Here is a 21,678-nt window from a genome sequence, read left to right as displayed (position 1 = left end):
CTCGAGGATATCGGCGAACAGGGCGTACGTTATGCTGATTGGACGACGAGCCCGACCTATCTGGTCCCGCTGAACGCCTGGTCGCGCAACGTGCTCAATCTGGCTCTGGAGAACGAATGTCGTTGAGCGAGCGCCTGATGCTCAACATCGGCTATCGCGGCGCCTTCGGTGACGCCAGCATCAGCCACGGCGCTCAGTTCGGGATGAAATACGGTTGGTGACGCCAAAGGGGCTGCAACCCAACTGCGGCCCCTAAAACCTTGACGACAACTGTCGTGGAAGATGCGCAGCGACTGGCAGCATTCGTTTAGAATCGGTGCGCATCTTAGCACGAGATCCGCATTGCCGTTGCTGACATCCAGCCGCGAATTCACGCCCACCCCATCCAGAACGAACAGGTTTTCATAGACGGAGCTGCCCGAGATCGAGATGCTCTTCGGCCGCAGGTCCTGTAGCTCCGCGCGCGACGCCCGGCCCTGGGTCGAAGAAAACTGCACCGTGGGGAGGGCTTTCAACACTTCATTGGCGTCGCCGGATCCCGGGGCCTGATCCTCGACGGCTTCCCGCCTGAAGGTGCTGGACCCGGAATCGACGGCTTCGCCGAAATGATAGCTCCGGGAGGCCGGACGCTGGTCCTGCAGCACGATGGTGGGCGCATCGACGGCGTCTACGGGAAAGGCCCCGCCGTCTGCGGAGCCGACGACCTGAGCGGCGGTCGGGAAAGCGGCCATGGCCAGAGCGGCGACCGCCGCCCCCTGCAGATACCTGTGCATCTATGTCGTCGGCCTGGCCCCCTACATCGTCGGACCGGCCGATACGGACGAGGCCCGGATGATGCGTGAGATCGGCAGGCTCCGCGACGCGGTCCTGCTCCTGGCGGACGAGACGCCCAATCGGGAGTATCCGCCGCGCAACACGAGCGCCTCGTGGTTGCCGATCAGCACGTGAAGACGGCCGCCTGCGGCGCTCGCCTCGGCCTCCAGCTTGTACAGCAGCCAGAGGATTTCGATCTGGTGCGCGCCGCGATCCAGCATATCCCCGGCGACCGCCAGGTGACCGTTCCCGAAAGCCCAGCGAAGGCGCTCGTCGATAACGCCCTGCGCTTTGAGGAAGTCCACAAGGATGGCGTATTCGCCATGGGTGTCCGCCAGAACCAGCAGCGGCGTTCCAGACGCCAGCGGTTCAATCGACGCCGCAGCCTGGGGCGGGGGCCGCAAGGCGACTGCGAAGGAGGGTGCAGAGCCTACGGCGGATACCGTGACCACGCCTGCCCCAACATCGATCCGACTGACGTCGCCGTCCTCGATCACCCTATCGGCCCGCCAGCCGTCCGACAGGATCGAAACATATGGACCGTCGCCCTCTACGCGTTGAACCTCCTGCGCCGCCGCTGATACGGCGTCGCCGGGCGGCAGCCCTATCGCGAGCCAGAGGACAGCCGAACAGGCTCCCACAAAATTCATGACGCCTGCCGAAGCCGGATTTCGCCGTCGGGCGTCGTTTCAGCCGAGACCGGGAAGACATCGGTCACCGCGCGCACGAAGCCGTCGATATCGGACGTTCTGAAATAGCCGCCCAGCTTCAACGACGCCGTCGCTTCATCCATCAGGACGATCTTCTGCACGTTGTAGCGGTTGAACTCGGCGCTGGCCTCGGCAAGCGACTGGCCATCAAGCGCAATGGCGCCCTGTCGCCAGGCCAGACGCCGGTCCACCTCGCCAGGATCAACCGCTCGCACCTGTGCTCGCCCATCGTTGAGAAGGGCTGTCTGGGCGCGGGTCAGGCTCGCCACCTCGCGCCCTGCGGCGTTCGTCGCCGAAACCTTGCCCTGACGCACGACGACAGACGCCTCATCTCCCGTCGTGAGACGCACCGCGAGTTCAGCGCCCTGCGCCGTTAAATGACCGTCAGGCGTCGCTATGATGAACGGCCGGCTATCGGCGGCGACCTCGAACACCGCCTCTCCCCGAACCAGTTCGACTTCGCGCTGTCCGCGACGATAGCGTACGACGACCTTCGAATTGGTGTTGAGCTCCATGCGTGTTCTGTCCGGCAAGACAACGACACGGCGCTCGCCCAGCGCCGTGGCGTAGGCGGGCGATGTGAACGTCGACACCGCCAGGGTCGTGACCAGGCCGACGACCAGGACAAATCCCGCAGCGACGGCCCAAGGCCTTCTCCAAGGCGCAGTGCGCGGGATTGAACGTCGGGAGGTTGAACGTATCGGCGCCAACAGGTCCGGATCCGGAAGTCCGTTTCCAGGACGCAGGGCCCGCAGACGATCCAACTCGACCCAGGCCGAGGCTTCACGCTCGTAGGCGGCCTCATGCGCGGGGTCGGCGTCTCGCCAGGCCGCGAAGGCGGCCTGATCCTCGGGCGCGGCGTCGCTGGCCGCGAGTCTGATCACCCACTCGGCGGCCGCCTGTCTTATGTCTTCCCGTCGAGGTGACGACGCGCGCGCCATGATGCTCCCGTCTTGATCGTTTCTGTTCGCGGATGGCGCGCCAGCTCGTCGGAGCAGATGCGCAGGCTTTTCGCGAGATGCTTCTCAACTGTACTGACGGATAATCCCAGACGATCCGCTATCTGCTTGTGCGAGAGTCCGTAGACTTTCCGCAAGGTGAAAACCTGGCGCAAGCGTTCGGGCAATTGGGCGACGATATCGGCGAGCAGCCGCAACTCGTCGCGCCACAGGACGTCCAGTTCAGGGCCAGGCTGGTCGACGCCGATCGAGAGCGCCTCGACATCGGCCACGCTCTCGATCGCCACGATTCCTTCCCGCCGTCGCTGATCGACCGCGATGTTCTTGAGCACCCGGCTGGCGAAGGCGGGCGCATTGGTCAGGCTCGCCCAGTTCTCATACGAGATGAGGCGCGCGAAGGTCTCATGAACGAGGTCTTCGACATCGACGGCGCCGCTGCGCGAAAAGCGCCGTGCGTACGCACGCAGGCCAGGCTCCAGCGGGAGAATCTCCCGGCGGAACCACGCCCTTCGCGCATCGTCGGCATTGCTCATTGCGATTCAAGAATAGCCGCGATTGTGACGGTCGCTATCGCCAAGCCGGTCAACACCATCCCGAACTGAATGGCGACAAGGAAGCCGCCGACCTCCACGGCATCAAGGCTCTTCATCCACGCCCCCCGCGCGCTCCGGCATGAGATAGCGGTCGATCCAGCCGATCGCGGCGTAGAGTTGATCCCTCTGGTCGGCCTCTCCGATGAGGACGTGATTGGGATCGTCGTAGATCCGATACTGGGCGTCCACCCCCTGCTCCCGCCAGGCGGCGTACATCCATCCGTAAAGATCGCCCGGAAGCGCGCCGCCGCGATGGCTGACGAACATGGTCGGCGTCGTTACCCCGCGCGTGAAGTTGATCGGCGACATGCGGCGATAGACATCGGGATTGTCGATGGGCGTGCCGTAGAGCGTCGTGGCGAGCTGGTTCGTGCGCGCTCCGGCTCCCCAGCCTGCCATGTGATCGGCGAAGCCGCCTTCCTTGGAGATGGCCGCCTTGAAGCGATGGGTATGGGTGATGATCCAGTTGACTTCATAGGCCCCGTAGCTGTGGCCGATCACAGCCATCCTGTCGGGGTCGGCGACGCCGTCGCGGATCACCGCATCGACGTTGCACATGATGTCGTCGAAGTCCTGAGCGTAGGCCTCGCCCGTTCGCGACACCGCGTCGAATCCATAGAGCCCGCTCGCGCGATAGTCGGCGACCAGGACGGCATAGCCCCTAGCGGCCCACATGTCGTGTTCGAGGCTGCTGGAGGACAGGATGGTGCCGGGCGTGTAGGCGCCGTGGCTTCCGCCGTCCAGCCCGCCGCGCGGTCCGCCATGGAGGTCGACGATGAGCGGATACCGACGACGCGGATCATGGTTTAGCGGCAGCACCAGGATCGCTTCGGGACACACGCCGTCGGTGCTTTCGCAGCGGACGAACCTGCGTTCCGCCCGCGCGTAGGACGCCAACGGCGGATCCGCCTTCCAGATCTGACGCCGCGGCGAGGCCGTCCAGCTCCCGCTCGTCCTGCGCATATCGGCGACCGAAAGGCTCGCGCCGCCGTAAAGATCGATATCGAGCCAGGCGAGGCGTCGACCGTCCGGCGACGGCATGGCGTTGGCCGGAATCCCGGAGAGTTCGGTCTCACGCCCCTCGATGTCCACAGTGGCGAGACGCCGCGTTAAGGGATGAGCGCCGGAAATATCCGCCAGCACCGTCCGTTCGTCGAGCCAGCGGGGACGCTCTCTGGGGTCCGTGGATACGACATGGATCCGGCCGTCGGCGATCGAGGCGATGGCGAACTGCTTGCGCAGCTGATAGCCCAGCCCTTCCTTGTCGTAGGTGAAGGCGACATACGGCCCGGCCGAAGGCGCTTGCAGGAACGCGGCGCCCTGGCCGCCGATATTCGACGCCAGGACGCTTCCCTGCCCCGTGGCCGGGTCGAAGAGATGCAGATCGCTGCGAGGAAAGCCTTTTCCCGGCACCGGCGTCGCCGTGGCGGCGACGATTTTGCGGTCCTGGTCGGCCCAGGTCAGCCGCCCGATGCGCGTCTCCGACAGATCGGCGATGCGGCGCGCGTCGCCGCAGCGTCCGTCAAGAACCCAGACAGCGACGTTGTGCCCCCACTCTTCAGGCGCCGCGGCCTCAAGCACGCGTACAGCCGTCCCGCTGGCGGGCGTGGCCTTCGGCGCTGCGAAACGCGGCGCTCCATAGCCGACCGCCACGGCTATATGACCGCCGTCGGTGGCAAGAGCGACGGCTTCGACGCCGGTCGTGTCCGGCATCAGTTCCGCAACGGAAATCTCGCAGGTCGCGGCCCCGCCTGACCGAGCGACGACGAGGCGGCCGCCGCCCGAGCCTTCGGGGTGATAGGCGATCACATCGGCCTGCGCCGCCACGACCGGATCATAGCCCACGCCGATATCCGTGATCGCCCCCGTGCGGACATCGACGGTCCGGTGCAGGTAGCTGAGCGGAACATACTCGGCGAACTGACCGCGTCCGGCGCCCGCCTGCGCCTGGCTCGTCACCGTGCTGATGAGAATGCGCCGACCGTTGTCCAGCCAATGCATTCGCGGATGAACCGGCGTCTCCTCGGCGTTCCTGCCTATATGCGACAGCAAGATATCCGGCGTGACCGGCACCCTCCTGTCAGCCGCCGTCGCCGGGGTGAACGACATCAGCGCCAGGGCGCACGTCATCGTGCGAAAGGCCGTCCTTACCATTGCTTTGTCACCGTCAGCGAGATGAACCGGCCGAGAGGATTGGCGTTTGCGGGGTCGAAACCGCTCCCGGACGGCGTAAGCACGAACGGCGGATCTTCGTTGAAGAGGTTTTGAACGCTGAGCGCGATGGATACGCCGCGCAGATAGGACGCAGCCTCCGGCGGCGCGCCATATCGGATGTCCAGATCGACAGTCTTCCAGGCTTCGACGGACGGGTCTGCGGCATTGCCCAGATCGCTATATCCGCCCACATAGTTGAAAAAGGCGGCCGCCGACCAATCGCCGCGAGCCAGGGTCGCGCCTGCGCGAGCTTTGAAATCCACGGGCAGGAACGCCTGATTGAGCGCGTCAGCTTCCGGCGACGTCTCGATTACCTTGCGGGTTCCCGAAAGGATATATTGACCCGCCGCCGTCAGACCGACGCGGTTGGGGCCGGCGTCAAACTCATAGCCGATGTTGAAATCGAGACCGTCCTGAAAGGTCGCCGCGTTATTGCGCAGTCGGTTATCGAGGATCACCTCGACATCGCTTTCGTCCTGATCCGCCGGCACCGCGAAAGGCCCTACTCGAGTCAACGCATATTGGGCGCCGGCCAGGCCCATGTCCCTGAACCGGGTGATCAGGTCCAGGCTCGGATCATAGGTCAGGATCGAGGCATAGGGCGCCGTGTCGCCCGCGAACAGGGTGGTGAAATTCCCGGGAAAGCCTCGATCGATGCGGTCGGTATAGGAGATGCGATAATAGTTCAGCCCCAGAGTCAGGCCTTCGATGAAGGTCGGCTTGAACTCGACGCCCCCCGTCCAGGTCGTCGCCTTCTCCGCATCCAGGTCCGGATTGCCGCCCTGCAGGAGCATCAGGTTCGTGCGCCCCGTCGGGGCCGCCGCGTTCGGCAGATTGACGACCACGACGACGGCGTTCTGCGACTGCAGGTCCTCGAAAATCGGCGCCCTGAAAGACGTGCCGTAGGTGCCGCGGAACAGAACGCCCGGCACGGCTTCCCACAACAGTCCCAGCTTAGGATTCAGGGTCGAGCCGAAGTCGCTGTAGCGATCGTATCGGGCGGCGATCGTCGCCTCGAGCCGTTCGGCGCCGGTGAAACGATTGTTCGGCCCCACGAGGGGCACGATGGCCTCGCCGAATACCGAAGCGACGTCACGCGCGCCGCTGACGGTCGGCTGCGGTCTCGCGCCTGCGGTGAAGCGATTCCGATATTCTTCGCTTCGATACGTCGCGCCCAGGGCCACTCTTATCTCGCCGCCGGGCAGGGCGTAGACGGGGCCGTCCGCCGCCAGATCCACATATCGGGAATCCGACACGATGCTGAAGCTCGAAGCCGGGCTGACGACGCCGGCCGGCGTCGTCGAAAAACCCGTGCGTTCGACATCGCTGTGACCGACAGCGCCGCTGAGCCGCGCCTGCCAGGATTCAGAGAAGTCGTAGGTGAGAGCGCCTGAAAAATCATACTGTTCTGTCGAGGGCGCGCCGATCTGATAGTCGCTGGCCGTCGCCCGCACGGACCTGACGTCGCGCTTGGCGTAGAGGCCGTTCAGCTCGAGCGAGAGGTTCGGCGAGATCGTCTGCGAGATCGCGCCATAGAGACTGTGTCGTTCCGTCTCCGGATAGAGATCATAAGGCTGGAACGGCGCATTGCGGGAGAAGCGTCTCTCGGAGACGTCGAGATTGTCCTGCGACAGGAATTCGTAGCTAAGAAGAGCCTGACCGCTCGACCAATTCCAGCCCCCGTCTGGACCGCCTGAAACTCTTCCAGACCGCCCGAAGTCGCGCCGCCGTAACGCAACCGCGTCTCGTAGCCCTCGAAATCCTTGCGCAGCACGATGTTCACGACGCCGCCGATCGCATCGGACCCGTACAGGGCCGAAGCGCCATCGGTCAGCACCTCGATCCTCTCGACCGCCGATACGGGGATCAACGAAATGTCGACATACTGAAACTGGTTCGAGGCGGTGAGGCGCCGCCCGTTGAGAAGGGTCAGGGTGGTGCCGGTGCCCAGTCCGCGCAGGTTCAGACTGGATCCGGCCCCCCAGTTCGACCCTACGTCGCGATCGACCCCGGAGTTGGCGTTATTCCCGGCGTTGGCGCCGCCGCCGAAGTTCTGCGGCAGCTTGTCGAAAAACTGCTGCAGCGTCGCCGCGCCGGACTGAGCGATCATCCGGTTATCGAACTGGATGACCGGAGATGCGCCATTGCCGACCCCACGAATGTGCGACCCCACGACGACGATCTCGTCCAACTGGGTGACGCTTTCTTCGCCGGCGGCTTCAGGCCTGGCGGAACGAATGTTTGTCGCCCGTCTGAGCGTCACAGTCCGTGCATCGCTGGTGACCACTTCAAGCCCTGCTGCCTGAGCGAGGCGGCCGAGAACATCGGCGTCGTCAAACCGGCCAATGATTGCAGGCGCGCGGCGTCCCCGCACAGCGTCGAACGGGAACAGCACCTGCTTGCCAGACTGCCGTGCGAAGGCCTGCAGGCTCGCAGCCGCGTCACCTGCGGGTATGTCATAAGCACGCGTCTGCGCGACTGCCGACGTCGCCGTCGCCAAGATGGCGACCGTGCCCAGCAGCAGGTACCTGAAATCCATTCACGTTAACTCCCCGACCCGCTCGACACTCGAACGGTCCTTATGGGTACTGACGTGCGAGGCGACGCTGTCCGCTATGCACAGCCTCAAAAAACTGACTCGTGCGGCCCTCGTCGCCGTCAACCGCGCTTCTGATCGCGCGAACGCCGCAGCGTGCGCGTTCGCTATGTCTGCTTTCTCTACAGTACGCCTAATAGGTCGGGTTAAACCGGAGCGCGCCCGTCTCGACAGGCGACACGACGGGCGAGAAGGGCCGCCCCGTCTCCCACGCCTCGACCGCGTCCGACCATTGCTGCGCCATGTGCCGTCGCTGCGCCTCGAATTCCGCCTTGTTGTAGACGCCCCGAGATGAGCGCTCCTCGTGCGCCAGGCACTTCTCGATCCAGTCCGAGTTGAAGCCCATCTCATGCAGCAGGGTCGAAGCGGTCCGCCGCAAATCGTGAACGGTGAAAGGCTCCAGCGGCAGGTCCTGTGCGCGAGCGCGCTCGGCGATGGCCGTGGTCACTCGGTTGAAGGTCGCCCGTGACATGGGCGCATCGGCGTCATAGCGGGAAGGCAGGATGTAGCGTGAGTTTCCGGAACAGGTCTTCAGGGCGACCAGGATGTCGAGCATCTGGGTCGACAGATAGACGTTGTGGGGCCGCGACCGCTTCATTCGTTCCTTGGGGATAGACCAGACCGCGTTGTCGAAATCCACCTCGTCCCAGGTCCCATCCTGCAACTCGCTCTTGCGGACCATGCTCAGCAGAATGAACTTCAGGCTCAGGCGGATCGTCGGCAGGGTTGCCACCTCCCCCAGCAGCCCAAACATGATCCGGATCTCGGACGGCGACAGCGACCGTTCGCGGGGGCGGAAGCGCGCGATCGCCGCAGGCGCCACGCCATCTGCCGGGTTGTCGATCTTCTCGCCGTGGAGGATGGCCCAGGCATAGATTTGCTTGACGATGTCCCGGACGTGGATGGCCGTGGCGGGCGCGCCCCGCTTCACGATGGACTTGCAATGAGCGCGCAGGTCGTCCGGCGTAATCTCGGTGAGCAGCCGGTTGCGCCATTGCGGCAGAACCTCCCTGTTGAAGATGGACCGCCGCATGTTGCGCGTGCTGTCCGCCATGGGCGCCTCGTCCATCCACTTCTGCGCCACATGGGCGAAGTCGCGAGCCTCCCGGAGCCGTCTTTTGGCGCGCTGCTTTTCCAGAGCTGGAGACACGCCGTCGGCGATCATTCTCTTGGCGTCTATGAGCTTCTCCCGGGCCCTGGCGAGCGACAGGCCGGTCAGCCCGTAGGACCCGAAAGTGACCGTCTCGCGCCGCCCGTTGAAACGGTAGTCGTACTTGAACGCGATCCCTCCTGACGGTGTTACGAGTACGTAAAGACCGTCCCTGTCGGTCTTTTTATATGCTTTTGATTTTCCTCGCGTATTCCTCAGTTCTGCGTCGGTGAGCATGCCACTTCCCCTCCAAAAGACCGTCAGGTGTTTTCGGGGCCCTCAACGGTCATTTTTGCAAATAATTCAGCAACTTGTTTCGAAAAAAAGACCGTCAGGACGCCCTGGATAGGGTGACGGTATGAATCAGGGGCGGCTGAGGCAACGGACGCGAGACCGTCAGGAAAGCCGTCATCACAAAAAAGAGACCCTCCGAAAGGCTTCGACGGGTCTCGTAAAAATTCACTTTTGTGTCAGTGACTTATAGGCATTTTCGGAAGCGATGCCGAAAGCTGCTGAAAGGCCCGAATTATTCCCACTCGATTGTGCCGGGCGGCTTCGACGTCACATCATAGACGACGCGGTTGACGCCGCGGACTTCATTGATGATGCGCGTGGCGGTCTTGGCCAGGACGTCCCATGGGAACTGGTAGAAGTCGGCCGTCATGCCGTCTGTCGAGGTGACGGCGCGCAGGGCCAGCACCTTTTCATAGGTGCGGGCGTCGCCCTGCACGCCGACCGTCTTGACCGGCAGCAGCACGGCGAAGGCCTGCCAGATGTCGTCGTAGAGGCCCGCCTTGCGGATCTCGTCCAGATAGATGGCGTCCGCACCCTGCAGGGTGGCGACGGCCTCAGGCGTGATCTCGCCGGGGATGCGGATGGCCAGGCCCGGTCCGGGGAAGGGGTGGCGACCGACGAAGGCGTCGGTCAGGCCCAGTTCTCGGCCCAGGGCGCGGACTTCGTCCTTGAACAGTTCACGCAGGGGCTCGACCAGCTTCAGCTTCATGAAGTCCGGCAGGCCGCCGACGTTGTGGTGGCTCTTGATGACGTGCGAGGGGCCGCCGGTCGGGGACACGCTCTCGATCACGTCGGGATAGAGGGTGCCCTGAGCCAGGAAGGCGGCGCCTTCGATCTTATTCGCCTCGCGGTCGAACACCTCGATGAAGACACGGCCGATGGTCTTGCGCTTGGTTTCCGGGTCGGAAATCCCGGCCAGTTCGCCGAGAAATTCCTTAGACGCATCAACGTGCACCAGCGGGATATTGTAGTGCTCGCGGAACAGGGTCGTGACCTGATCGGCCTCGCCCTTGCGCATCAGGCCGGTGTCGACGAAGACGCAGGTCAGCTGGTCGCCGATCGCTTCGTGGATCAGCACGGCGGCGACCGATGAGTCGACCCCGCCCGACAGGCCGCAGATGACCTTGGCGTCGCCGACCTGTTCGCGGATCTTGGCGATCTGCTCGTCGCGATAGGCGGCCATGGTCCAGTCGCCGGTCAGGCCCGCGACGCCGTGGGTGAAGTTCTTCAGCAGCTGGGCGCCGCGCGGCGTGTGCACCACCTCGGGGTGGAACTGCACGCCGTAGATCTTGCGCGTCTCATCGGCAATGGCGGCGAAGGGCGCGCCTTCCGAGGTGGCGATGACGTGGAAGCCTTCCGGCAGGGCAGTCACGCGGTCGCCGTGGCTCATCCACACCGGTTCGCGGTGGTCGAGGGCGCCGATGCCGGCGAACAGGGGGCTGTCCTTGGTGATGACGATCTCGGCGCGGCCGAACTCGGCGTGGTGGCCGCTCTCGACCTTGCCGCCCAGTTCGGCGCAGATCAGCTGCTCGCCGTAGCAGATGCCCAGGATCGGCGCGCCGTAGTCGAACACGGCGCGGTCGACGCGCGGGCTGTCCGCCTCGGTCGTCGAGTTGGGGCCGCCTGACAGGATGATGGCCTGCGGCTGCATCGCCTTCAGGGCTTCACCCGCCTTGTTGAACGGGTGGATTTCGCAATAGACGCCGGCTTCCCGCAGGCGGCGCGCGATCAGCTGCGTCACCTGGCTGCCGAAATCGACGATGAGCACCTTCTGGTGTTGGGTCGGCTGGGTCATGAGGTCGAATCCGGGGCGAGCGATTGGGCGAGGGTTTGGCCTTGGAGGGCTGGAATTTCAAGGGCGGAGAGGCCGTGATCCGTCAGCACCGCGATCAGACCGTCCACGGCCTGGGCCAGGTTCTCGTCCACCAGATGCAGGGTCGAGGTCCAGTCGTGCAGGCCCGTCAGCTCGGCCTTGCCGTCCGACACCCCGCGCAGCGCGACCAGAGGCAGGCCGAAGGTCTGGGCGGCCCGCACCAGCGCCCAGGTCTCCATGTCCACCATCTCGGCGTCGATGGCGTCATAGGCGGCGCCCGAGACGACGTTTCCGCCGGTCGACAGGCGCGCGGTCGGCACGTCAGGGATGGGGCACGGCAGCGGCAGAACGGCGGGCATGTCCAGCAGCGGCGTCACCCCCTTCTCGAACCCCAGGGCGCTGGCGTCCATGTCGCGATAGGCCACGGACGACGCCTGATAGACCGCCGCATGATCCAGCACGCGCGACCCGCACGAGCCCAGCGACAGGATCAGATCCGGCGCCTCTCCCCTCGCCTCCAGCCGCACCAGGGCCGCCGTCAGCGCCACCGCTCCCTCGACCGGCCCGATGCCGGTCATCAACGGGTCGATGCGCGCGCGCAGGTGTTCGCCATACTCGGCCGGCGCCGCCATCACCGGCAGGACCGTGACGGCGCCGTAGCGCTCAAGCCTCATGAGATGCGCTCATACAGGGCGATGAAGAAGCCGTCCGTGCCGGTGGCGGCGGGCGACAGACGCAGGCGATTCCCTTGCGCCAAGGCGGTTAGGCGCTCGCGCCCCGCCTCGGTCAGGTCCGCGCTGTGCGCCGCATCGGCCAAGGCGACAGGCGTGAAGTCAGAGTGCGCGGCCTCGAAGGCGGCGGCCGTCGCCTCGTTCTCGGCGCCCAGCACCGAGCAGGTGACATAGGCCAGACGGCCGCCCGGCCGCACCAGCTTGGTCGCCTGCCCCAGAATACGGACCTGCAACGCGTGCAGGCGCGCGACCTCTTCGGGCGTCAGGCGCCAGATGTCCTCCGGCCGACGCCGCCAGGCGCCCGAGCCCGAGCACGGCGCGTCGACCAACACCACGTCGGCCTGACCGTTCAGATCCTCGACCCCGCCGCCGTTCGTGCCCAGCAGGCGAAGGTCTGCCTCAACGCCCGCACGGGCCAGTCGCGGCTTCACATTGTCCAGACGCTTGGCCGAGACGTCGCAGGCGATCAGCGCCCCCTGCCCCTGCATGGCCTGCACCAGACCCAGCGTCTTGCCGCCGCCGCCCGCGCAGTAGTCCACCACCGTCGCGCCGGGGAAGGCGCCCGACAGCCAGCCGACGACCTGACTGGCCTCGTCCTGAATCTCGAAATGACCGTTCTGGAAGCCATCCAGCGGCTGCACGTTCGGCGCGGGCTCGGCGTCCAGACGCAGGCCCCAAGCGGACAGCGCGGTGCGCTGGGGCGACAGGCCGGCGTCGCGCAGTTCGGCCTCGACCTCTTCCATCGTGGTCCGCAAGCCATTGACCCGCAGGTCGACCGGCGCGCGACCGCTCAGGGCCTCGACCTCTTCGCGCCAACGGTCGCCGTGAACCGTCTTCAGGTCCGCCGTCACGAAGTCCGGCAGGGCGACCTCGGCCAGATCGGCTGCGTCCTCATGCGCCGCGATGCGGCCACGCTCATGCTTGGACAGGGGGCGCGGGCCATAGCCTTCGCCGTTATAGAGGCCTTCGATCTCCTCCAGCGTCTCGCGGTCCAGCAGCGACAGGGCGCCGATCACCAGGGCGCGCCCGTCCTGACGTCCGCCCATGAAGGCCGACAGACGGCCGCGCGCGCGCAGCACCTGATAGACGCGCTCGGCGATGGCGCGGCGGTCGCGCGAACCGGCGTAGCGGTTCTGCTGGCTCCAGGCCTTGAGCACGGCGTCGGCGGGCTGGCGGCCTTGGGCGATGCTGTCGAGGATGGCGGCGGCGGCGGCCAGGCGGGCGGCTGGGGTCAAATCAGACTCGGATGAAAAGGGCCAGAAGGCACAGCGCCAGTCCCGCGAGCGAGACCAGCCAAACCAGCGACCGGATATAGGGAACGCCCAGGGCGTAGAGCGGGATATAGGCGACGCGCGCCCAGAAGTAGAGGGCCGCGCCCCATGCCGTCAGCGCGCCGGTCCGATCGGCGACCTGGGCGATCAGCACGGCGCCGATGAACAGCGGCAGGGTCTCGAACAGATTGGCCTGCGCCCGTTCCAGGCGGCCGACGACGGGGCTGTGCGCCTCGGGCGTCGTGTCCCGCGCCCCGGCGTTCCACGACAGGCCGAACTCGCGCGTCCGGGCGAAGGCGGGCAGCAGAATCTGGATCAAAGCGAGCGCCAGCGTCGCCGCCAGATAGGTGAGTTCAGTCGTCACGCCCGTCTCCTGTTCCACTAGCCCAAAACAAAACCGCTCCCGACCGGGGCCGGGAGCGGATCAGGTCAGCCCTGACGATAGTTGGGCGCCTCGCGCGTGATCATCACGTCGTGGACGTGGCTTTCACGAAGGCCCGCATTGGTGATGCGGACGAAGCGCGCGCGCTCCTGGAAGTCCGGGATGGTGGCGCCGCCGACATAGCCCATCGAGGCGCGCAGCCCCCCGACCAGCTGATGCACCACCGGGGCGATCGGCCCCTTGTAGGCCGTCTGGCCCTCGATGCCTTCGGGGACCAGCTTCTCGGACGAGACTTCCTTCTGGAAGTAGCGGTCGGCCGAGCCGCGCGCCATGGCGCCCACCGAGCCCATGCCGCGATACGACTTGTAGGACCGGCCTTGATACAGGAAGACCTCGCCGGGACTTTCGTCGGTGCCCGCGAACATCGAGCCCATCATGGCGACATTGGCGCCCGCCGCGATGGCCTTGGCCAGATCGCCCGAGAACTTGATGCCGCCGTCGGCGATGACCGAGGCGCCCGTGCCTTCCGCCGCGCGGGCGGCGTCGACGATGGCCGTCAGTTGCGGCACGCCCACGCCCGCGACGATGCGGGTGGTGCAGATGGAGCCCGGACCGATGCCGACCTTCACCGCATCGGCGCCAGCGTCGATCAGGGCGCGCGTAGCGTCATAGGTGGCGACGTTGCCGGCGATGATCTGGACGCGGTTGTTCTCGCGCTTGATGCGCTCGACCACCTGGGCGACCGAGGCCGAGTGGCCGTGGGCGGTGTCGATCACCACCACGTCCGCGCCCGCATCGGCCAGCGCCATGGCGCGCTCGAACCCTGCGTCGCCGACGGTCGAGGCGGCGCCGACGCGCAGACGGCCCTGCTCGTCCTTGCAGGCGTTGGGGAAGGCCTGGGCCTTCTGGATGTCCTTCATGGTGATCAGGCCGACGGCGCGATAGGCGTCGTCCACCACGATGACCCGCTCGATCTTGCGCGTGCGCAGCAACTCGCGCGCCGCCTCGCGCCCGGCCGAACCTTCACGCAGGGTGATCAGCTCGCCGGTCGTCATCAGATCGGCGGCCTTGAGGTTCAGGTCCGTCTCGAAGCGCATGTCGCGGTTGGTCAGCATGCCGACCAGCTTGCCGCTCTTGGGATCGACCACGGGGAAGCCGGTGATCTTCTTGCGCTCTACGATCTGGAGGACTTCGCCCAGCGTCGTGTCGGGGGCGACCGTGACCGGGTTCACCACCATGCCGCTTTCATAGCGTTTGACGGCGCGGACCTCTTCGGCCTGCTCGTCGATGGTCATGTTCCGGTGCAGCACGCCCATGCCGCCCGCCTGCGCCATGGCGATGGCCAGGCGACTTTCCGTCACCGTATCCATGGCGGACGACAGCAGCGGGATGTTCAGTTTGATTTCGCGTGTCAGCTGGGTCGAGACATCAACATCAGCCGGCATGACCTCGGACGGACCGGGTTCGAGCAAAACGTCATCGAAGGTTAGGCCTTCGCGTATCTCCATTTGGAGCCTCCATTTTGCGGGCCGCGTATAGCCCCCGTTGGCGGGGAACCGCAACCCCAAGCCCGCGCTATCGTGCATATAAGAGAAATTGCCTTGAAACGGACGGCGAGAGGCCGCATTTCCCGATAATGGTTCGCATCTTGATCAACACGGCGAGACGGCTGGCGCTCAAGATCGCGAGCTACGGCGCCATGCACCTGATCGTGGCGATCCTGGTGGCCTTCGCCCTGACCCGCGACTGGCGGCTGGCCCTGGCGGTCGGGGTGGTCGAGCCGATCTTCCAGACCATCGCCTATTCCGTCCACGACCGTGTCTGGCACCGGGTCGAGCGCCGCAAGATGCTGTCCGGCGTCGAGGAGACGGCCGAGGCCTTCACCGCCCGTCTGGAGGTCATGGACGCGCATGAGCAGAACCGCGCCCACAACCACCATGGCCACAGCCACGCCCTGCCCCGCAACCTGAAGCAGATCGCGCTGAAGACCGTCACCTACGGCGTCATGCACTTCACCGTGGCGGTTCTGGTGGCCTTCGCCCTGACGCGCGACATCCGCATCGCCCTGGCCATCGGCACCATCGAACCCTTGGTGCAGACGATCTTCTTCACCCTGCACGACCGCATCTGGACGCGGATCGAGGTCAGGAAAGCTGCCCGCCGCGCGGCCGCCGAGGCGGCGTCCGCCTAACGCTTGTTCAGCGCCACCAGGAAGACCTCGGCGCTGCCCTTGCGGCTCGATTCGGGCTTCACATACTTCACCGTCTCGAACTCCTCGCGCAGGCGTTTCAGCACGCCGCCGGCGTCGCCGCCCTGGAAGTTCTTCGACACGAAATCCCCCCTGGCCTCAGCGTGCGGATGGCGAAGTCGGCCGCGATCTCGATCAGGGCGATGATCTTCAGATGGTCCGTCTGGCGGTGGCCGATGGTGTTGTGCGCCATGTCCGACAGCACCAGGTCCGGCGGTCCGCCGATGGCGTCCAGCATCTGCTGATCCACGCCCGGATCGGTGAAGTCCGCCTGAATCAGCGTCGCGCCCGGAATCGGCTCGATCATCAGCAGGTCCACGCCCGCCACCGCCGCCGCGCCGCGATCCAGCGCCACCTGCACCCAACCGCCCGGCGCCGCGCCCAGGTCGATGACCCGCGAGCCGCGCTTGATCAGGCGAAACTTATCGTCGATCTCCATCAGCTTGAAGGCCGCGCGGCTGCGCCAGCCCTCGGCTCGCGCACGGTCGGACCATTCGTCCGACAGCTGACGCTTGATCCAGGCCTGGCTGGACAGGGTCTTCTTGTCGGCCGTCTTGATCTTCTGGCCGACCTTGCGCCCGGCCGCCGTGCCGCCCGAGGGCAGACGCACCATGCGGCGGCGTTCCTGAGGCTTGTCGGCGGGCTTTTCGTCTTCACTCATGCTTCCCACATAGCCCTGACGGCGTTGAGCCGCTATGACCCGCGCACAATTCCGGCTCGCATAACCTCAAGGAGCGCCCGATGGCCGACCAAACCCTGACCTTCACCCTGGACACCGGCGACGGCGCCGAACGCAACGTCGTGATCAAGCTGCGCGACGACCTGGCGCCCAACCACGTCAAGCAGATCACCGACCTGGCCAAGGAAGGCTTCTACGACGGCGTGGTGTTCCACCGCGTGATTCCGGGCTTCATGGCCCAGGGCGGCGACCCGACGGGCACCGGCACCTCGGGCTCGTCCAAGCCGAACCTGAAGCAGGAATTCTCGAAGGAGCCGCACGTCCGCGGCGTCTGCTCCATGGCCCGCACCGCCAACCCGGACAGCGCCAACTCGCAGTTCTTCATCTGCTTCGACGACGCCCGCTTCCTGGACGGCCAGTACACCGTCTGGGGCGAAGTGATCGAAGGCATGGATCACGTCGACGCCCTGCCCAAGGGCGAGCCGCCCCGCGCGCCGGGCAAGATCGTCAAGGCGACCGTCGCCTAAGGATCGGCATCAGCGGCGGGGGATCAGTCCCCCGCCCACCACCGCATCGACACCCCGTCGAAGGTCCGGCCCCCGACCTTCAGCCTCCCTTTCAGGACCACGCCCTGATCTCCCAGATTGCGCCGCGCCTTCGCCAGCGCATCCTGGTCGAGCCTTCCCTCGAACGACACCGCCCCCAGATCCCGCGACGTCGCCTGGAAGCGCACACGCGTCTCGGTGACGTCATAGGCTGTCAGGAATCAGCCGCGTGCGCCGCGCCTTATCGCCCGCCTCGAACTCCATCATGATCGGCGCAAAGCCCGCCGCCCGCTGCCCGTCGCGCCAGGCCATGAAGTCGGGCACCTGGCCCATGAACAGGTGATGCAGCCGCCAATCGCCGACCTGCACCGCCGTCGTGGGGATGTAATAGCCGGACACGTCCTCCGGCAGGTCGTGCTTGAAGACGGCCGCCTGCGTGGCCTTGTCGGGCGCCGACCCTCGGTCGCAGGCCGCGACTGTCAGAGCCAGCGCCGCCGCCAGCAGGATCGGCGAGCCCCTCAAGGCAGGCGCACCAGGGCCGACAGCCAGCCCAGATCCTGCAACCGCTCGACCGACTCGAACAGCGGCACGGCCAGCAGGAAGACCAGGCCGTCGCGCAGCGTCGTCAGGAAGAACTGCGGCCGCACCTCCAGACTGTCGGCGTCGCGCCATTTGGAGAAGTCCGGCCCGAAACGCGGCGTCCGCGCGCAATAGTCCGCATAGGTCTGGCCGAAGGCGCCCGCCAGCCAGACCTCCTCGCGCTTCACCGTGGCGTAGAAGACCGCCACCGTCAGCAGGAGGAAGACGGTCGCCAGCGTCACGCTGCCCGTCTGCGCCCCCACGCCGAACGCCCCCATGAAGCTGAAGACATACAGCGGGTTGCGGCTGATCGAATAGGGTCCGCGATCCACGATCTCCGCCTTCTTGCGCCCGCCGATATAGAGGGAGCACCAGGCCCGCCCGACGATGCAGACGACGATCAGGCCCAGGCCGAACGCCTCCAGTCCTTCGTGCAGCACCGTTTCGCCGCCGATCGATCGGCTGACGAAGGCCAGCCCGACCACGCCGATCAATCCGACCAGCAGCGCCGCCTTGCGCAGCTTCTGCACCCGTTGGAGGTCAAACCCTTGCGTCGCCGACATCTAAATTTCCTCGACTGATGAGGGTGCGACAGAACGCCGCTCTGACGGCGCTTTCAAGGCCTATCTTTGCAAGCGTTTTGCGACAGCCGTCACTGGTCCAGCCACCGGTCCAGCGCCCGGAAGCCGCCGATGGCCAGTTCGGTCGAGTCCTGGAACACCGCCGGATTGACCTTCTCGAAGTCGTCGCTGGGGCGGTGATAGTCCGGGTGATAGTTCACCCCGAAATAGAGGAACGGCAGGCCTGCGCGGTGGAAGGCGGCGTGGTCCGACGCCTCGACCCAGTTGTCGGCGCCCTTGTCCTCGGGCGTGTCCTTGCCGAAGGCGAAGGCGACGTTCCGGCGCGCCGGAACCTGATCCAGCACCGGGCGGAAATAGGGATGCTGATACGTCCCCGTCACCCACAGCTTGCCGTCGCTGTCGGCGCGCGCCGTCATGTCGAAGTTCAGGTTCATCGAGATCGCGTGCAGCGGCACCGGCGGCGCCTCGACGAAATGCTTGGCGCCCAGCAGGCCGCGCTCCTCGCCGTCCAGCGCCACGATCAGCACGCTATGCTCAGGCGGGTTGGCCTTCAGCCGCCTGGCCAGCTCCAGCATGGTCGCCACGCCCGAGGCGTTGTCGTCTGCGCCGTTGAAGATCTGGCCGTCGTTGACGCCGACGTGGTCATAGTGGGCCGTCACCACAATGTATTTGTCGGCCACCCGCGTGCCGGGGATGACGCCGATGATGTTGGTCCCGTTATAGGTCTTGGTCCCCTCGCGCGTGCGGCCCAGCATCTCCCACGGCTGCAGGCGCCCCATGGGCGAAGGCTGCACGCCCAGCGCCTCCAGCCGCCCGACGATGTAGTCGCGCGCCTTGGCTCCGCCCTCCGAGCCGGTGTCGCGCCCCTGCATGTCGTCCGCCGACAGGATGCGCAGGTCGTCCATCAACTGGGCGTAGTCGCCCGACGGCGTCGCCTCGACAGCGGGCGTCTCGACCACAGGCGCGGTCGTCGTCTCACAGGCGGCCAGCGTCAGGGCGGCGGCGATCACGGACAGGCTGACGAGGACAGGACGCATGGAGGGCTCCGGCAGGAATCTTTGAGGCGCGACGCTAGCGGCCCCCGGCCGCCGCGTCAGATTACGTTTCTGTCATGGCGCGTCTGCCATCAAGGTCGGGGGATGATAAGGAACCGTTCCGCCTTTGCCGACTTCCTGCGATTCTCATGTCCGATCCCTTCACGCCCGTCGAAACCCTGACCGAAGCCCAGGCGCGCGAAGAGCTGGAGCGCCTGTCGGCCGAGCTGACGCGTCACGACGCCCTCTACTACGCCGACGCCGCGCCCGAGATTTCCGACGCCGACTACGACGCGCTGAAGCGCCGCGCCCTCGACATCGAGGCCGCCTTCCCGGCGCTCTCCAGCCCCGTCTCCCCGTCCCAGCGCGTCGGCGCCCCCGTCTCGACCCAGTTCGCCGAGGTCCGCCACGGCGTACCCATGCTGTCGCTGGACAACGCCTTCGACGACGGCGAGGTGCGCGACTTCGTGGCCCGCATCGCCCGCTTCCTGAAGCTGCCGGGCGATGAGCCGATCGCCTTCGTCGCCGAGCCCAAGATCGACGGCCTCTCGGCCAGCCTGCGCTATGAAAAGGGCGTCCTGGTTCAGGGCGCCACGCGCGGCGACGGCAAGACGGGCGAGGACGTGACCGCCAACCTGCGCACGCTGGACAGCATCCCCCAGACGTTGGCGGGTTCGGGCTGGCCAGACGTCATCGAGATCCGGGGCGAGGTCTACGCCCCCAATGCCGCCTTCGACGCCTTCAATGCGGCGGCCGAGGCCGAAGGCAAGCGCACCTACGCCAACCCGCGCAACTTCGCCGCCGGGTCGCTGCGCCAGAAAGACCCGAAGATCACGGCCCTGCGCCCCCTGACCTTCTTCGCCTACGCCTGGGGCGAGACCTCCGCCCCCTTCGCCGAGACGCAACACGGCGCGCTGGAGGCCTTCCGCAGCTGGGGCTTTCAGGTCAACGACCGCTCGGCCCGCGTCGAAGGCGCCGACGGCCTGATCGGCGTCTATCAGACGCTGGAGGCCGACCGCAGCCGCCTCGGCTACGACATCGACGGCGTAGTCTATAAGGTCGACCGGCTGGACTGGCAGCAGCGCCTCGGCTTCATCGCTCGCAGCCCCCGCTGGGCCATCGCCCACAAGTTCCCGGCGCAACAGGCGACGACCGTGCTGGAAGGCATCGACATTCAGGTCGGCCGCACCGGCTCCCTGACGCCCGTCGCCCGCCTGCATCCCGTCACCGTCGGCGGCGTCGTGGTGCGCAACGCCACCCTGCACAACGAGGACGAGATCGCCCGCAAGGACGTCCGCATCGGCGACACCGTCGTCCTGCAACGCGCCGGGGACGTCATCCCCCAGATCGTCGGCGTGGTCGAAACCCTGCGCCCCGACGACGCCATCCCTTACGTCTTCCCCACCGTCTGCCCCGTCTGCGGCTCCGAAGCCGTGCGCGAGGGGGACGAGGTCAAGCGCCGCTGCACCGGCGGCCTGATCTGCGACGCCCAGATCGTCGAACGCCTCAAGCACTTCGTCAGCCGCCGCGCCTTCGACATTGAAGGCCTTGGCGAAAAGCAGCTGATCGCCTTCCACGCGCGCGGCTGGATCAAGGAGCCCGCCGACATCTTCCGCCTGGCCCGCGACGAGGAGAAGCTGGCCCTGCTGCGCGCCGAGGACGGCTATGGCGAGACCAGCGTCCGCAACCTGATCGCCGGGATCGACGCCCGGCGCGTCATCAGCCTTGACCGCCTGATCTTTGGCCTGGGCGTGCGTGAGATCGGCGAGCAGACCTCTCTGGTGCTGTCGCGCGCCTTCGGCAGCTGGACCGCCTTCCGCAACGCCTGCATGGCCGCCGCGAACGGCCTCGCCAGCGAGGACTGGAAGACGCTGGCCGCGACCCACGCCATTTCGCCCCGCGTGCTGGGCCTGATGGCCGAGGCTCGCCCGCCCGCTGACGATCCCTGGCCGGAAGCGCCCATGGATCAGAAGATCGCCCTCGCCTTCCCCGGCATGGCCGCGCCCGCCCGCCGCTCGCTGGCGGAAATCTCGGACGGCTGGAGCGACCTGACCCGCTGGGCCGCCGTCGCGCGTAACGAGGGGCCGTCCGACATGCTGAACCAGATCGCGGGCGTCTCCGGCGTCGGCCCGGTCGCCGCCGAAGCGCTGGCCCACTTCTTCCACGAACCGCACAACCTTCAGGTCGTCGACGCCCTGCTGGCCGAACTTGAGCGCGTCGAGGACGTCGCCGCCCCCACGACCGACAGCCCGGTGGCGGGCAAGACCGTCGTCTTCACCGGCTCGCTGGAACGCTTCACCCGCGACGAAGCCAAGGCCCGCGCCGAAAGCCTGGGCGCCAAGGTCTCCGGCTCGGTGTCGAAGAAGACCGACTATGTCGTCGCCGGCCCCGGCGCCGGGTCCAAGCTGAAGGACGCCGAAAAACACGGCGTGACCGTCCTGACCGAGGACGAGTGGCTGGCCCTCATCGCCTGAAATATGATCGCC

Annotated in this window: 20 protein-coding genes and 2 pseudogenes; 4 read left to right on the top strand and 18 right to left on the bottom strand. The window is 66.5% G+C overall.

The window, feature by feature from the left end; genetic code table 11:
- Positions 1–56: 56 nt before the first annotated feature.
- A complete protein-coding gene (locus tag AC52GN_RS05025; RefSeq protein ID WP_496528370.1) occupies positions 57–773 on the bottom strand; it encodes a hypothetical protein in 717 nt (238 codons plus the stop codon).
- On the opposite strand from AC52GN_RS05025, the gene AC52GN_RS05020 reads away from it, so the two are divergent.
- Positions 730–948 carry a hypothetical protein gene (locus AC52GN_RS05020; protein ID WP_496528845.1) on the top strand — a complete coding sequence of 73 codons (219 nt, stop codon included), beginning with the start codon at positions 730–732 and terminating at the stop codon, positions 946–948. The genes AC52GN_RS05025 and AC52GN_RS05020 overlap by 44 nt on opposite strands.
- Positions 949–965: 17 nt before the next feature.
- On the opposite strand, the pseudogene AC52GN_RS05015 reads toward AC52GN_RS05020, so the two are convergent.
- The 12 genes and pseudogenes from AC52GN_RS05015 to guaB all read right to left on the bottom strand — a co-directional run.
- Positions 966–1,463: pseudogene (locus AC52GN_RS05015) on the bottom strand (hypothetical protein); the annotation flags it as partial.
- Complete coding sequence (locus AC52GN_RS05010) at positions 1,460–2,464, bottom strand: FecR family protein (RefSeq protein WP_496528369.1); 1,005 nt, start codon at positions 2,462–2,464, stop codon at positions 1,460–1,462. The gene AC52GN_RS05010 and the pseudogene AC52GN_RS05015, both read right to left, overlap by 4 nt.
- On the bottom strand, positions 2,428–3,015 hold the full coding sequence (locus AC52GN_RS05005) for an RNA polymerase sigma factor (protein ID WP_496528368.1): 588 nt from the start codon (positions 3,013–3,015) through the stop codon (positions 2,428–2,430). The genes AC52GN_RS05010 and AC52GN_RS05005 overlap by 37 nt, the downstream gene beginning before the upstream one ends.
- A gap of 102 nt (positions 3,016–3,117) precedes the next feature.
- The gene (locus AC52GN_RS05000; RefSeq protein ID WP_496528367.1) at positions 3,118–4,902 is read right to left on the bottom strand and encodes a S9 family peptidase; all 1,785 of its coding nucleotides are present in this window, start codon (positions 4,900–4,902) and stop codon (positions 3,118–3,120) included.
- Positions 4,903–5,222: 320 nt separating this feature from the next.
- Entirely contained in the window at positions 5,223–6,743 is a 1,521-nt protein-coding gene (locus AC52GN_RS04995; protein WP_496528366.1) for a TonB-dependent receptor domain-containing protein, read from the bottom strand.
- A 32-nt stretch (positions 6,744–6,775) separates the two neighbouring features.
- Positions 6,776–7,828 carry a TonB-dependent receptor plug domain-containing protein gene (locus AC52GN_RS04990; RefSeq protein WP_496528365.1) on the bottom strand — a complete coding sequence of 351 codons (1,053 nt, stop codon included), beginning with the start codon at positions 7,826–7,828 and terminating at the stop codon, positions 6,776–6,778.
- Between the two features lie 190 nt (positions 7,829–8,018).
- Positions 8,019–9,272, bottom strand: a complete 1,254-nt coding sequence (locus AC52GN_RS04985; protein ID WP_496528364.1) for a tyrosine-type recombinase/integrase — start codon at positions 9,270–9,272, stop codon at positions 8,019–8,021.
- 289 nt (positions 9,273–9,561) lie between these two features.
- Positions 9,562–11,124 carry a glutamine-hydrolyzing GMP synthase gene (gene guaA, locus AC52GN_RS04980; protein ID WP_496528363.1) on the bottom strand — a complete coding sequence of 521 codons (1,563 nt, stop codon included), beginning with the start codon at positions 11,122–11,124 and terminating at the stop codon, positions 9,562–9,564.
- On the bottom strand, positions 11,121–11,816 hold the full coding sequence (locus AC52GN_RS04975; RefSeq protein WP_346487523.1) for a 5'-methylthioadenosine/S-adenosylhomocysteine nucleosidase: 696 nt from the start codon (positions 11,814–11,816) through the stop codon (positions 11,121–11,123). The genes guaA and AC52GN_RS04975 overlap by 4 nt, the downstream gene beginning before the upstream one ends.
- Positions 11,813–13,108: an RsmB/NOP family class I SAM-dependent RNA methyltransferase gene (locus tag AC52GN_RS04970; RefSeq protein ID WP_346487522.1), complete on the bottom strand. Its 1,296-nt coding sequence runs from the start codon at positions 13,106–13,108 to the stop codon at positions 11,813–11,815. Before AC52GN_RS04970 ends, AC52GN_RS04975 begins: the two co-directional genes overlap by 4 nt.
- Before the next feature lies 1 nt (position 13,109).
- Positions 13,110–13,508, bottom strand: a complete 399-nt coding sequence (locus AC52GN_RS04965; protein ID WP_496528362.1) for an MAPEG family protein — start codon at positions 13,506–13,508, stop codon at positions 13,110–13,112.
- Positions 13,509–13,573: 65 nt separating this feature from the next.
- The gene (gene guaB / locus AC52GN_RS04960) at positions 13,574–15,034 is read right to left on the bottom strand and encodes an IMP dehydrogenase (protein ID WP_003164492.1); all 1,461 of its coding nucleotides are present in this window, start codon (positions 15,032–15,034) and stop codon (positions 13,574–13,576) included.
- A 128-nt stretch (positions 15,035–15,162) separates the two neighbouring features.
- Here guaB and AC52GN_RS04955 point away from each other — a divergent pair, with 128 nt between their 5' ends.
- Positions 15,163–15,717 carry a DUF2061 domain-containing protein gene (locus tag AC52GN_RS04955; protein WP_496528361.1) on the top strand — a complete coding sequence of 185 codons (555 nt, stop codon included), beginning with the start codon at positions 15,163–15,165 and terminating at the stop codon, positions 15,715–15,717.
- On the opposite strand, the pseudogene AC52GN_RS04950 reads toward AC52GN_RS04955, so the two are convergent.
- Positions 15,714–16,435 (bottom strand): annotated as a pseudogene (locus AC52GN_RS04950) (RlmE family RNA methyltransferase). The gene AC52GN_RS04955 and the pseudogene AC52GN_RS04950 overlap by 4 nt on opposite strands.
- Before the next feature lie 80 nt (positions 16,436–16,515).
- Here AC52GN_RS04950 and AC52GN_RS04945 point away from each other — a divergent pair.
- Positions 16,516–16,980 carry a peptidylprolyl isomerase gene (locus AC52GN_RS04945; protein WP_291781567.1) on the top strand — a complete coding sequence of 155 codons (465 nt, stop codon included), beginning with the start codon at positions 16,516–16,518 and terminating at the stop codon, positions 16,978–16,980.
- 23 nt (positions 16,981–17,003) lie between these two features.
- On the opposite strand, the gene AC52GN_RS04940 is transcribed toward AC52GN_RS04945, so the two are convergent.
- The 4 genes from AC52GN_RS04940 to AC52GN_RS04925 form a co-directional block, all read right to left on the bottom strand.
- Entirely contained in the window at positions 17,004–17,186 is a 183-nt protein-coding gene (locus AC52GN_RS04940) for a hypothetical protein (protein WP_496528360.1), read from the bottom strand.
- A 16-nt stretch (positions 17,187–17,202) separates the two neighbouring features.
- On the bottom strand, positions 17,203–17,520 hold the full coding sequence (locus AC52GN_RS04935; protein ID WP_496528359.1) for a hypothetical protein: 318 nt from the start codon (positions 17,518–17,520) through the stop codon (positions 17,203–17,205).
- Positions 17,517–18,140 carry a methyltransferase family protein gene (locus tag AC52GN_RS04930; protein WP_496528358.1) on the bottom strand — a complete coding sequence of 208 codons (624 nt, stop codon included), beginning with the start codon at positions 18,138–18,140 and terminating at the stop codon, positions 17,517–17,519. The genes AC52GN_RS04935 and AC52GN_RS04930 overlap by 4 nt, the downstream gene beginning before the upstream one ends.
- 89 nt (positions 18,141–18,229) lie before the next feature.
- The gene (locus tag AC52GN_RS04925) at positions 18,230–19,195 is read right to left on the bottom strand and encodes a M20/M25/M40 family metallo-hydrolase (RefSeq protein WP_496528357.1); all 966 of its coding nucleotides are present in this window, start codon (positions 19,193–19,195) and stop codon (positions 18,230–18,232) included.
- A gap of 146 nt (positions 19,196–19,341) precedes the next feature.
- Between AC52GN_RS04925 and ligA the strand changes: the two genes are divergently transcribed.
- On the top strand, positions 19,342–21,666 hold the full coding sequence (gene ligA / locus AC52GN_RS04920) for an NAD-dependent DNA ligase LigA (RefSeq protein WP_496528356.1): 2,325 nt from the start codon (positions 19,342–19,344) through the stop codon (positions 21,664–21,666).
- Positions 21,667–21,678: the final 12 nt, after the last annotated feature.

The sequence above is a fragment of the Brevundimonas sp. SS2672 genome (genome assembly GCF_059579685.1).
This window is presented reverse-complemented; position numbering and strand designations above follow the sequence as displayed.